The 13184-nt window shown below is 56.9% G+C and carries 10 protein-coding genes; 8 read left to right on the forward strand and 2 right to left on the reverse strand.

Annotated elements, in window-relative coordinates; all coding sequences use genetic code 11:
* Positions 1–36: 36 nt before the first annotated feature.
* The 8 genes from sdhC to sucD all read left to right on the forward strand — a co-directional run bounded on the left by sdhC (position 37) and on the right by sucD (position 9610).
* Entirely contained in the window at positions 37–414 is a 378-nt protein-coding gene (sdhC, locus tag G5182_RS17575) for a succinate dehydrogenase cytochrome b556 subunit (RefSeq protein WP_005346101.1), read from the forward strand.
* Positions 408–752: a succinate dehydrogenase, hydrophobic membrane anchor protein gene (gene sdhD, locus G5182_RS17580; protein ID WP_216953466.1), complete on the forward strand. Its 345-nt coding sequence runs from the start codon at positions 408–410 to the stop codon at positions 750–752. Before sdhC ends, sdhD begins: the two co-directional genes overlap by 7 nt.
* Position 753: 1 nt before the next feature.
* On the forward strand, positions 754–2520 hold the full coding sequence (gene sdhA / locus G5182_RS17585) for a succinate dehydrogenase flavoprotein subunit (RefSeq protein WP_013723668.1): 1767 nt from the start codon (positions 754–756) through the stop codon (positions 2518–2520).
* 16 nt (positions 2521–2536) lie between these two features.
* Complete coding sequence (locus tag G5182_RS17590; protein WP_216978904.1) at positions 2537–3253, forward strand: succinate dehydrogenase iron-sulfur subunit; 717 nt, start codon at positions 2537–2539, stop codon at positions 3251–3253.
* A gap of 115 nt (positions 3254–3368) precedes the next feature.
* A complete protein-coding gene (gene sucA, locus G5182_RS17595; RefSeq protein ID WP_164536650.1) occupies positions 3369–6179 on the forward strand; it encodes a 2-oxoglutarate dehydrogenase E1 component in 2811 nt (936 codons plus the stop codon).
* Positions 6180–6212: 33 nt separating this feature from the next.
* A complete protein-coding gene (gene odhB / locus G5182_RS17600; RefSeq protein WP_041210302.1) occupies positions 6213–7400 on the forward strand; it encodes a 2-oxoglutarate dehydrogenase complex dihydrolipoyllysine-residue succinyltransferase in 1188 nt (395 codons plus the stop codon).
* A gap of 171 nt (positions 7401–7571) precedes the next feature.
* Positions 7572–8738, forward strand: coding sequence for an ADP-forming succinate--CoA ligase subunit beta (gene sucC / locus G5182_RS17605; protein WP_005361097.1), 1167 nt, complete (start codon positions 7572–7574; stop codon positions 8736–8738).
* Positions 8738–9610: a succinate--CoA ligase subunit alpha gene (gene sucD, locus G5182_RS17610; RefSeq protein WP_005333542.1), complete on the forward strand. Its 873-nt coding sequence runs from the start codon at positions 8738–8740 to the stop codon at positions 9608–9610. The genes sucC and sucD overlap by 1 nt, the downstream gene beginning before the upstream one ends.
* Before the next feature lie 136 nt (positions 9611–9746).
* On the opposite strand, the gene G5182_RS17615 is transcribed toward sucD, so the two are convergent.
* On the reverse strand, positions 9747–11249 hold the full coding sequence (locus G5182_RS17615) for a hypothetical protein (protein ID WP_227342704.1): 1503 nt from the start codon (positions 11247–11249) through the stop codon (positions 9747–9749).
* 520 nt (positions 11250–11769) lie between these two features.
* Positions 11770–13176, reverse strand: coding sequence for an FAD-dependent oxidoreductase (locus tag G5182_RS17620; protein ID WP_227342706.1), 1407 nt, complete (start codon positions 13174–13176; stop codon positions 11770–11772).
* Positions 13177–13184 lie beyond the last annotated feature (8 nt).

The following is a 13184-nucleotide window of genomic DNA, read 5'->3' on the forward strand; positions in this document are numbered from 1 at the left end:
ATAACTAACGTGCTCAATAGAGCTGAGTGGGCAAGCGTGAAAAACAAACAGAGACCGGTCAACCTCGACCTACAAACGATCAGCTTTCCTGTCACTGCCATCGCCTCCATCCTGCACCGTGTTTCAGGGGTTATTACCTTTGTGGCACTGGGCATCTTGCTGTGGATGCTTGGCACTTCACTCGCCTCTCCCGAAGGATTTGAGACCGTGGTGTCCATCATGGACAACTTCCTGGTCAAATTCGTATTGTGGGGGATCCTGACTGCGCTGGCTTACCACATTGTGGGCGGTTTGCGTCATCTGGTCATGGACATGGGCTATTGGGAAGAGCTGGAATCCGGTAATCAGAGTGCCCGTGTGGCCTTCGTGATCACCGCGATCCTGGCTGTATTGGCGGGAGTGCTTGTATGGTAACCAATTCTGCAACTTTCGGGCGCAGCGGCGTTCACGATTACATCCTGATCCGCGCCACCGCCCTCATCATGACCTGCTATGTCCTCTATCTGGTGAGTTTTGTCGCGTTCAACGACATCACCTACGAGGTGTGGACAGGTTTCTTCGCCAATACCTTCACCAAGGTATTCACCCTGTTGGCCCTGCTCTGCGTACTGATCCATGCCTGGATCGGTCTGTGGCAGGTGTTGACCGACTATATCAAGCCGGTAGGGCTGCGCGGGGCGCTGCAATTTGCCCTGGTCGTGGTGCTGTTTGTCTATCTGATGACGGGTTTCGTCGTGCTGTGGGGTGTGTAAGGTGACTATTCCAACTCGTGAATTTGATGCTGTGGTGATTGGTGCCGGTGGTGCCGGTATGCGCGCCGCGCTGCAGATTGCCCAGTCCGGCAAGAGCTGCGCTCTGTTGTCCAAGGTTTTTCCAACCCGTTCTCACACTGTTTCCGCTCAGGGCGGGATCACGGTTGCGCTGGGCAATGCCCACGACGACAACTGGCAGTGGCACATGTATGACACGGTAAAAGGTTCCGATTACATCGGTGATCAGGAAGCCATTGAATACATGTGCAAAACCGGTCCCGAGGCTATCTATGAGCTGGAGAACATGGGCTTGCCCTTCTCCCGTTTCGATAACGGGTCTGTCTACCAGCGTCCGTTTGGTGGTCAGTCCAAGAATTTCGGTGGCGAGCAGGCTGCTCGTACCGCAGCGGCCGCCGACCGTACCGGTCACGCCCTGCTGCACACCCTCTATCAGCAGAACGTCAAGAACAAGACCACCGTCTTCTCCGAGTGGTATGCGCTGGATCTGGTGAAAAACCAGGATGGCCATGTGGTGGGTTGTACCGCCATCGATATGGAGAGCGGTGAAGTCGTCTACTTCAAGGCCAAGGCCACCGTGCTGGCGACTGGCGGTGCCGGTCGTATCTACCAGTCCACCACCAACGCCCACATCAACACAGGTGACGGCGTCGGCATGGCGCTGCGTGCCGGCGTCGGCGTGCAGGACATGGAGATGTGGCAGTTCCACCCGACCGGTATCGCCGGGGCAGGGGTGCTGGTAACCGAAGGCTGCCGTGGTGAAGGCGGCTATCTGCTCAATAAAGATGGCGAGCGCTTCATGGAGCGTTACGCCCCGAACGCCAAGGACTTGGCCGGCCGCGACGTGGTGGCCCGCTCCATCATGATCGAGATCCGTGAAGGCCGTGGCTGCGACGGTCCCTGGGGCCCGCACATCAAGCTCAAGCTGGATCACCTCGGCAAAGAGGTGCTGGAATCCCGTCTGCCGGGGATCTGCGAGCTCTCTCGCACCTTCGCCCACGTGGATCCGGTCAAAGAGCCGATCCCGATCATCCCGACCTGCCACTACATGATGGGTGGCGTGCCGACCAACGTGAATGGCCAGTGCCTGACCCAGGACAAGAACGGCAACGATGTGCCGGTGGTCGGTCTGTTTGCGGTGGGCGAGATTGCCTGCGTCTCGGTGCACGGCGCCAACCGTCTGGGTGGCAACTCCCTGCTGGATCTGGTGGTGTTCGGCCGCGCGGCCGGCATGCATCTGGTCAACACTCTGGGCGAGATGGAACATGGTCGCGATGCCTCTGAGTCGGATCTGGATGCCGCACTGGCCCGCTTCAACCGCTGGGAAAATTGCCGTGACGGGGAAGACCCGGTGCAGATCCGCAAAGACCTGCAGCGCTGCATGCAGAACAACTTCTCCGTGTTCCGCGAAGGGGCTGCGATGGCAGAGGGGCTGGCCGAGCTCAAGGTTATCCGCGAGCGCCTCAAGTCAGCCCGTCTGGATGACACCTCCAAAGAGTTCAACACCCAGCGCATCGAGTGCCTGGAGCTGGACAACCTGATGGAGACGGCGTTTGCCACGGCGGTTGCCGCCAACTTCCGTACCGAGAGTCGCGGTGCTCACTGCCGCTTCGACTTCCCGGATCGCGACGATGAGAACTGGCTGTGCCACAGCCTCTATCATCCGGACACCGAGTCCATGACCCGTCGTGCTGTCAACATGTCACCCAAGACCCGTGAGGCGTTCCCGCCCAAGGTTCGGACTTACTGATTGCGGAGCCAGCCCTATGAACGTCACATTCTCTGTCTACAGATACAATCCGGATGTTGATAACGTCCCCCATATGAAGGATTATCATCTTGATATTCCTGAAGGTTCCGACATGATGGTGCTCGATGCACTGATCCAGTTGAAAGAGCTGGATCCCACGCTTGCCTTCCGCCGCTCCTGCCGCGAAGGGGTTTGTGGATCTGACGGTCTCAACATGAATGGCAAGAACGGTCTTGCCTGCATCACCCCGCTCTCCGATTTGCTGAAGAAGGGCAACAAGGTCGTTATCCGCCCCTTGCCCGGCCTGCCGGTGATCCGTGATCTGGTGATCGACATGACCCAGTTCTACGCCCAGTGGGAGAAGGTCAAACCCTTCCTCATCAATGAAGACAAGTTGCCGCCGGTGCGTGAGCACCTGCAATCCCCCGAAGAGCGTGCCAAGCTGGATGGCCTGTACGAGTGTATTCTTTGTGCCTGCTGCTCCACCTCTTGCCCCTCCTTCTGGTGGAACCCCGACAAGTTCATCGGTCCGGCCGGGCTGCTTGCCGCCTACCGCTGGCTGGCTGACAGCCGCGACACCGCGACCACCGAACGGCTGGGTAATCTGGACGACGCCTTCAGCGTGTTCCGCTGCCACGGCATCATGAACTGCGTGAACGTCTGTCCGAAAGGCTTGAACCCGACCAAGGCGATTGGCCAGATCAAGTCGATGTTGCTCAATCGGGCTGTTTAGTATTTGGGCCGGCCCTGTGCTGGCCCGACTTCCGGATAGCCATCCCACCCGTGGCAGGATGGCTGTTTGAACCCTACAAGCTGCGTAGCAGTAACAAGAAGTACAAGGGATAGAAATGCATAACGGCGTGATGAAGGCCTGGTTGGAGTCATCTCACCTGGCTGGTGCGAATGCAAGCTATATCGAGGATTTGTACGAATCCTTCCTGGAAAATCCTGACTCCGTGTCCGACGAGTGGCGCAGCCTGTTTAGCGAGCTGCCCCAGGTCAATGGCCATGCGGTTGAACAACCCCACTCCCAGGTCCGCGATTATTTCCGTCGTCTGGCCAAGGATCCCTCTCGCTACAGTGCCCCCGTCTCCGATCCGCAAGTGGATGCCAAGCAGGTGCGGGTATTGCAGCTGATCAACGCCTTCCGTTTCCGTGGTCACCAGAATGCCAATCTGGACCCGCTGGGCCTGTGGCAGCGTGAAACCGTTGCCGAACTGGATCCTGCGTTTCACAACCTGCAGGGCGCAGATATGGAGGCCACCTTCAATGTGGGCTCCTACGCCATCGGTCGCGAGACCATGGTGCTCTCCGACCTCTACGCCTCGCTGAAGAAGACCTATTGCGGCAGCATAGGCGCCGACTACATGCACCTCACCTCCACGGAAGAGAAGCGCTGGCTGCAACAGCGTCTCGAATCCATTGAAGGGAAGGGGAGCTACACCCTCGAAGAGAAGACCCGTTTCCTCGAGAGCCTGACCGCCGCCGAAGGGCTGGAGAAATATCTTGGCGCCAAGTTCCCGGGAGCCAAGCGCTTCTCGCTGGAAGGTGGCGACGCCATGATCCCCATGCTCAAGGAGCTGATCCGTCGCGCCGGTGAGCAGGGCTGCAAAGAGGCCGTTATCGGTATGGCACACCGCGGTCGTCTCAACGTGCTGATCAACGTGCTCGGTAAACGTGCGCAGGATCTGTTCGACGAGTTTGCCGGCAAGCACGGCGAATCCTGGGGTACCGGTGATGTGAAGTACCACATGGGCTTCTCTTCCGACTTCGCCACCCCGGGCGGCAACGTCCACCTGGCGCTCGCCTTCAACCCCTCTCACCTCGAAATCGTCAACCCTGTGGTCATCGGCTCGGTCCGTGCCCGTATGGATCGTCGCGGTGACAAGGATGGCTCCAGCGTGTTGCCCATCACCATTCACGGTGACTCGGCCATGGCCGGTCAGGGCGTGGTGGCCGAGACCTTCAACATGTCCCAGACCCGCGCCTATGGTGTCGGCGGGACGGTGCGCATCGTCATCAACAACCAGGTTGGTTTCACCACCTCCTATATCCGTGACCTGCGCTCCACCGAATATTGCACCGACATCGCCAAGGCGGTGCAGGCGCCGGTGCTGCATGTCAACGGGGATGATCCGGAAGCCGTGGTGCTGGTGACCCAGATTGCGCTGGATTACCGCAATACCTTCAAACGCGACGTGGTGATCGAGCTGGTCTGCTACCGTCGTCACGGCCACAACGAAGCGGATGAGCCGAGCGCGACCCAGCCTTTGATGTACCAGAAGATCAAGCAGCACCCGACCCCGCGCAAGATCTACGCCGATCAGCTGGTGGCCGAGGGGAGCCTCGCTCAGGAGCGGGCGACCGAACTGGTCAACGAGTATCGTGAAGCGCTGGATCGCGGCGAGCGGGTGAGCAAGGAGTGGCGGCCGATGGAGCTGCACTCCGTCGACTGGACCCCTTATCTGGGCCACGACTGGAACATGGCCTATGAGAGTGCCGTGCCGATGGATCACCTCAAGAGCCTCGGCGAGCGGGTGAGCCAGTATCCGGCGACCCACGTGCTGCAGCGTCAGGTCGAGAAAATTTATGAAGACCGCCGTCTGATGGCCGCGGGTGAGAAGCTGGTGGATTGGGGCTTTGCCGAAACCCTGGCCTACGCCACTCTGGTGGACAAGGGGTCCCGCATCCGCTTTACCGGTGAAGATTCCGGCCGTGGCACCTTCTTCCACCGCCACGCCGTGCTGCACAGCCAGACCGATGCCAGCACCTACACCCCGCTGTGCAACCTGCACGACGAGCAGGGTCCGTTCGAGGTGTATGACTCTGTGCTGACCGAGAACGCGGTACTGGCCTTTGAATATGGTTACGCCAGCGCCGAGCCGGCTGGCCTCACCATCTGGGAAGCCCAGTTCGGCGACTTCGCCAACTGTGCTCAGGTGGTTGTGGATCAGTTCCTCTCCTCCGGTGAGCAGAAGTGGGGCCGGATGTGCGGCCTGACCATGCTGCTGCCGCACGGTTACGAAGGGCAGGGCCCGGAGCACTCCTCCGCCCGTCTGGAGCGTTATCTGCAGATGTGCGCTCAGCACAACATGCAGGTGTGCGTGCCCTCAACCCCGGCGCAGGTGTTCCATATGCTGCGTCGTCAGGTGGTACGTCCGATGCGCCGTCCGCTCATCGTGATGACGCCCAAATCCCTGCTGCGCCACCCGTTGGCGGTGAGCAAGCTCGAAGAGCTGGCGGAAGGTACCTTCCAGAACGCCATCGGCGAGATCGATGCGCTGGATCCGAAAGCGGTCAAGCGCGTGGTCTTCTGCTCCGGCAAGGTCTACTACGACCTGCTCGATGCCCGTCGCAAGGCCGAGCAGCAAGATGTGGCACTGGTGCGAATTGAGCAGCTCTACCCCTTCCCGGAAGAGGAAGTGCGCGCCATTCTGGCCGATTACAGCCACGTCACCGACTTTGTCTGGTGTCAGGAAGAGCCGCAGAACCAGGGCGCTTGGTACTGCACCCGTCACCATTACGATGGCGTGCTGCCAGCCGGAGCCACCCTGCGTTATGCCGGTCGCCCCGCGTCAGCCTCGCCGGCCGTCGGTTACATGTCTGTCCACGCCAAGCAGCAAAAAGCCTTGGTGGAAGATGCCCTTACTCTGGCCTAAGCCCTGAACAAGAAGTAACAAGGAACTGATTAGATGACTATCGAGATCAAGGTACCGGATCTGCCGGAATCAGTGGCGGATGCCACCATTGCCACCTGGCACAAGAAGCCGGGTGATCTGGTTGCCCGTGATGAAGTGCTGGTCGACATCGAGACCGACAAGGTGGTGCTGGAAGTACCGGCACCGCAAGCTGGCGTGCTGGGCGACATCCTGCAGGCAGAGGGGGCGACCGTCCTCTCCCGCCAGCTGATTGCCACCATCAAGGCGGCTGCCGTAGCCGGTGAAGAGACCAAGGAGAAGCCGGCCGAAGCGGTGGCCGATGATGGCGCCGATGGCCTGAGTCCCTCGGTGCGTCGTCTGATTGGCGAGCACGACATCGACGTGGCCAAGCTGACCGGCACCGGCAAGGGCGGTCGCATCACCAAGGATGATGTGGAAGCCTACATCAAGGCCCTGAGCAAGCCTGCAGCCGCCGCTCCCGTTGCTGCGGCTCCGGTCGCTCCGGTTGCCGCACTGGCCGGTCGCAGCGAGAAGCGGGTACCGATGACCCGTCTGCGTAAGCGCATCGCCGAGCGTCTGCTGGAAGCGAAAAACACCACCGCCATGCTGACCACCTTCAACGAGGTCAACATGAAGCCCATCATGGATCTGCGCAAGCAGTACGGCGAGATCTTCGAGAAGAAGCACGGCATCAAGCTCGGCTTTATGTCCTTCTACGTGAAGGCGGTGGTGGAGTCCCTCAAGCGCTATCCGGAAGTGAACGCGGCGCTCGATGGTGATGACGTGGTTTATCACAACTACTTCGACGTCAGCATCGCCGTCTCTACCCCCCGTGGTCTGGTGACGCCGGTGCTGCGCGACTGCGACAACATGAGCCTGGCGGACATTGAGAAGGCCATCAAGGATCTGGCGGGCAAGGGCCGTGACGGCAAGCTGACCGTGGATGAACTGACTGGCGGCAACTTCACCATCACCAACGGTGGCGTGTTCGGCTCCCTGATGTCCACCCCGATCATCAACCCGCCCCAGAGCGCCATTCTGGGCATGCACAAGATCCAGGATCGCCCGATGGCCGTTGACGGCAAGGTCGAGATCCTGCCGATGATGTATCTGGCGCTCTCCTACGATCACCGTCTCATCGACGGACGCGAATCGGTAGGCTTCCTGGTCTCCGTCAAGGAGCTGCTGGAAGACCCGACCCGTCTGTTGCTGGACGTCTAAGCCTGTGGCACCCGGGCAAGGGGTTTGCGCCCCGAGCTGAGTGTGCTGTTGGACGTTTGAGTAATACCCGAGCGATTGAAAGATAACGAGGGGCCGCCCAGGCCCCCATTCACAGGGGATTGAGAAACACCAGCCCCGGACGGAAATACCTACAACACGGATAGAGCATCTATGAATCTGCATGAATATCAGGCAAAACAGCTGTTTGCCGAGTATGGCCTGCCGGTCTCCGAAGGTTATGCCTGTGCTACCCCACAAGAAGCGGCCGAAGCGGCCGACAAGATTGGCGGCAATACCTGGGTCGTCAAATGCCAGGTACACGCCGGTGGCCGCGGTAAAGCGGGCGGCGTGAAAGTGGCCAAGAGCAAGGATGAGATCCGTGCTTTTGCCCAAAACTGGCTTGGCAAAAATCTGGTGACCTACCAGACCGACGCCAACGGCCAGCCGGTCACCAAGATCCTGGTGGAATCTTGCACCGACATCGCCAAAGAGCTCTACCTGGGCGCCGTGGTTGACCGTGGTTCGCGCCGCGTGGTCTTCATGGCCTCTACTGAAGGTGGCGTGGATATCGAGAAGATCGCCCACGAAACCCCCCATCTGATCCACAAGGCGGCTATCGATCCGTTGGTGGGTCCGCAGGCTTATCAGGCCCGCGAACTGGCCTTCAAACTGGGTCTGGTCGGCGATCAGATCAAACAGTTCACCAAGATCTTCATGGGGCTGGGCCAGATGTTCCTGGATTGCGATTTCGCGCTGCTGGAGATCAACCCGCTGGTGATCACCGCGCAGGGCAACCTGCACTGCCTGGATGGCAAGATCAACATCGACGCCAACGCACTGTATCGTCAGCCCAAGCTGCGCGAAATGCACGACCCGTCTCAGGATGACCCCCGCGAAGCGCACGCCGCCCAGTGGGAGCTGAACTATGTGGCCCTCGATGGCAACATCGGCTGCATGGTGAACGGCGCGGGTCTGGCCATGGGCACCATGGACATCGTCAACCTGCATGGCGGCAAGCCGGCCAACTTCCTTGACGTTGGTGGTGGTGCCACCAAGGAGCGGGTGACCGAGGCGTTCAAGATCATCCTCTCCGACAGCAACGTCAAAGCGGTGCTGGTCAATATCTTCGGCGGCATCGTGCGCTGCGACATGATCGCGGAAGGCATCATAGGTGCGGTCAAGGAAGTGGGGGTCAAGGTGCCCGTCGTGGTCCGTCTGGAAGGCAACAACGCCGAGCTGGGTGGTATCAAGCTGGCCGAGAGCGGCCTCAACATCATTGCGGCCAAGAGTCTGACCGATGCCGCGCAGCAAGTCGTCAAAGCAGCGGAGGCCAACTGATGAGCGTACTGATCAACAAGGACACCCGAGTCATCTGCCAGGGCTTTACCGGCGGTCAGGGTACTTTCCACTCCGAGCAGGCGCTCTCCTATGGTACCCAGCTGGTGGGCGGCGTCTCCCCAGGCAAGGGTGGCACCACCCATCTGGGCCTGCCGGTGTTCAACACCGTCCGTGACGCGGTCGAAGCGACCGGCGCTACTGCCTCCGTCATCTATGTTCCGGCACCGTTCTGCAAGGACGCGATCCTGGAAGCGATCGACGCGGGCATCAAGCTGATTGTCACCATCACCGAAGGCATCCCGACGCTGGATATGCTGGACGTCAAAGTGAAGCTGCAAGAGACCGGCGTACGGATGATCGGCCCCAACTGCCCGGGTGTGATCACTCCGGGTGAGTGCAAGATCGGCATCATGCCGGGCCACATTCACAAGCCGGGCAAGGTGGGTATCGTCTCCCGCTCCGGCACCCTGACCTACGAAGCGGTCAAGCAGACCACTGACGAGGGCTTTGGCCAGTCCACCTGCGTCGGTATCGGTGGCGACCCCATCCCGGGTTCCAACTTTATCGACATTCTGGAGATGTTCCAGAACGACCCGCAGACCGAAGCGATCGTGATGATCGGCGAGATCGGCGGCAACGCCGAGGAGGACGCGGCTGCCTATATCAAGGCCCACGTCACCAAGCCGGTGGTCTCCTATATCGCGGGTGTTACTGCCCCTCCCGGCAAGCGGATGGGCCACGCTGGCGCCATCATCTCCGGTGGCAAGGGTACTGCCGCCGAGAAGTTTGCCGCGCTGGAAGATGCTGGCGTGAAAACCGTCCGCTCCCTGGCCGATATCGGCAAGGCCCTGCGCGAAGTAACCGGCTGGTAATTCCCGTTAGCCCGTTATCTCTAATAAAAATGCCGCCCGATGGGCGGCGTTTTTATTATGATGGATACGTTCTTCTTTATCGTAAGCACGAATTAGCTTTTTGCGATTCGAACTTACAATATAATTTTAACTATGGTTAAGGTTTTTTAGATTCGAATAAAGCCTTTATCTTTCCTAATGAGTCAAGTGCTCCATCAAGTGTTTGATGAACAGGTGTCTTGTCCCCATGCTTCTTATCTAATGTGTCTGATGCATTTTTTGATACAGCATCAATGGCTGCCTCAAGAAGTTTATTCATGAGTACAGGGGTTTCCTCCCCTAACGCCTCAATTTGAGCCTTGAAATTTTGGAATGATTTTGCCAAGGCTTCCTTATGCGCATATTCTTGCTGTAAACGTAATGCTTCACTTCTTCTTTTTGATGAGAACAACGCTAACCAAATTACAGGTATAATTATCGGTGCTTTATATAAAATATTAGAGGCCAATGTTGTTAATTCTGGAATGTTATGAAACTTTATATAAAACCAACCAAGCTCTTGAGTCATTGATACAAGTGCAGTAAAAATTAAACAGGCAATTGTACCGTAGAATATTATTGTGTTTTGAATAATCGGACCATCAAAGCTGACTTTCATTTCTCTATATGCGCTTGCTAAACCAGCGCTAGTTGCACTAGGGAGTAAACTCTCTATCTCTTCAACAAGAGTTTTATATTTTAACTCTTGAGTTTCTTTGAATTTTTCTAGTTCTTTTTTTCTAGTGTCAATTTCTGATTTCAATCCTCCTTTTCTATTTTCATCATCCTGAAGTTCACCAAAAACTAGATTGTAATAATTACTGAAGTCATCAATCTTTGACCTGAGCTTTACAAGTTGGGATGCGCTTTCTTTCGCATCTGACTCTATATTATCGAGAGCAACTTTTATTTTCTGTTCTACAGAGTCATCGGTTGAAGTTCCCTCAAAGAGAATTTCAGAGAAATTCAGTATTTTTTCATGGGCTTGAGTTATTTCTGACTCAAACTCTTCCATCCTAGTCTTTAAACTTTTGTTCACGGAGTTATTAAAATAATCTTCATCTAGGTTTGTGATTTTTTCACTAATTATTTCGCAGTTTTCCAGTTCTGATGCTGCGTTATTCTTTATTTTTTCAATTTCATCTAACAGGTAATCGGCGTCAGATTGGATAGAGTCAAATTTTGTGGTGATTTCTCTATTAATTGAGTCTAGGCTTATAGAAATCTCTTTTGTATAGGATGAAAAGGCTGTTTTAGCCGCTCTAGCTGCCTTTCCTGTTATTACTTGGTATGGGCGTATATAAGTTAACAGATTATCCAAGTTAGAGTTGGCTTGAATGATATGTTGAATATTTCGGCTGCTATTAAAGCTCGATATGCTTTGCAGACACGCAGTAGCTTGGCTTGAAAAATTGCTCCATGTTTGCTCTGGTATTAATTCTGGGTCGCAGGCTAATAAAAGTTCATTTATAAATGCTACAACTTTCTTGAGTCTTGCTATTTCAGTTGTATCGGTGATGACTGTTTTATCATCTGAGTTGATACTATCTTTTAACGATACAATTTGAGACCAAGTATCTTGGAAGGGATGCTTTTCAAAATTTTCTATCCAGCGACTCATAAATAACACCAAAAAAGTTAATACAAAATGTCATGTAAGTATGAAATATAATAATCACTCAAACGAAAGCTAATTCTTAAAGTCACAACCCAATATAATCTTTATTGAAAATGCAACCTTAGAAAACAACATCAACTAAGGCGGTTTATCCTCAATTGAGGCATGGTAACTGACGCAGTGAACTATGCAAACTGAATGAAGACAAAAAGCAGTCGGAGATCAATAAATTTGTTAACAAGGTGATTGGTGGCGATTTTTTGAACTCTTGACTTTAAAAAGCGACACGAATTCGGATTATGGGGGGGGGGAGTATGTCATAGTTATTGCCTGCCGCCAGAATTGAACAAACCAAGATTGTTGCGCAGCGTCAACGTTGTCTGGAGCTGTCCTGCTGATGCATCAATTCTGCTGACGCAGGGGTCAATCAGCTGGTCATGTTGCTTGATAATGTCCCTCTGGTTTCACCTGTAAACTGCCGACCCAAGGGGCGGCAGTTTCAATAAATATGGTCTTGGGAAGGCTATTTATCCGCCTTGCCCGCCGCATCGGCAAGTTTGGCCAGCTGTTTGTCATACCAGGCCACCGGGCGGTTTTCATCTTCCGCACGCTCCTTGCGCCTGATGGCGTTGCGCACCGCCATGGCGCCCAGCCAGCGGAATGGCTCTGGCGGGAAGTAGCCACGCGGGCCGCTGACTAGGGCGCAGTCGCGCCACGGTTTGTCCGCTTCCCGCACCTCATCGCGCACCAAGGCCGCCAGGATCTGGCCGCCGATCCAGCTTTGCGCCACTCCGTTGCCGGAGTAGCCGAGGCCATAGACAATATTGGGCTGCCCTCGCCAGTGGCCGAAGAAGGGGAGGCCATCCACCGAGCGGTCGGAGGCGCCGCACCAGCTGGCGGCGATGGGCACCTCTTTAAGCGCCGGAAAGAAGCGGTGCAGGGTGCGGGTGAGGGGGGCAAGATAACGGCTCGGCGCATTGAACTCGGCCAGATGGCGGTTGGCAAAGGCGAAGGTGTTGCCCCCCTTGCCCAGCATCAGCCGCCCTTGCGGGGTGGAGCGGTAGTAATGCACAAAGGTGCGGCCATCCACCACGGAGCGGCCGTGCTCAAGCTGCTGGGCAGCCAGTGCATCCGGCGCGGGGTCGGTTATCACCATATCGGAGGAGACCAGCACTATGCTGCGGCGAAACTCGCGAAAGTGCTGCACCATGGCGCTGTTGAGGGCCAGCAGCACCTTGCGGGCACGCACCTCGCCCTGTGGCGTTTGCACCCGCGCAGGCTGGCCCGCCTCAAGGCGCCGCATGGGGGAGTGTTCATAGACCTCGACCCCCAGTTCCCGCGCCACCCGCAGCAGGCCGCGCACCAGCAGTGCCGGTTGCACCGAACCCGCGTGGGGGCTGTAGAGCCCCTCCAGATGAACGTGGGAGCCGCTCTGGCTCGCCAGTTTATCCTCTTCAATCACTTGCCACTGGTTAAGGTCTGCGCGTTTGAGTTCCTGCAATACCGGCTCCATCAGGCCGCGCTGGGCTTCGCTGGTGGCGGTGTAGCAGGTGCCCTCGACCCTCAGCTGTGCTTCTATGTTGTGCGTTTCGCAGAAGTGGGCGATCTCGTGTACCGCCTGCTCGGATCTTTGTACCAGCCAGGCGGCCTGCTCTTCGCCAAACAGGCGCTTTAAGGTCAGGTATTTGGCCGACCAGGTGAGCAGGCAGCCGCCGTTGCGCCCGGAGGCACCGCTGCCGCAGCGATCTTTTTCCAGCACTATGACGTGCAGGTGGGGCTCGGCCTGTTTAAGGGCGATGGCGCTCCACAGCCCGGTAAAGCCGCCACCGACGATGCAGACATCGGCCTCGTGGTTGCCGACTAGGGGCGTGGGCGGCGCGGGTTGTTCGGCGGCGAGCGCTTCGGCCAGCCAGAAGGGAAGAGTGGACATGATGGCTC

It is taken from the genome of Aeromonas sp. 600948 (assembly GCF_049174875.1).
Classification (GTDB): Bacteria; Pseudomonadota; Gammaproteobacteria; order Enterobacterales; family Aeromonadaceae; genus Aeromonas; species Aeromonas veronii_A.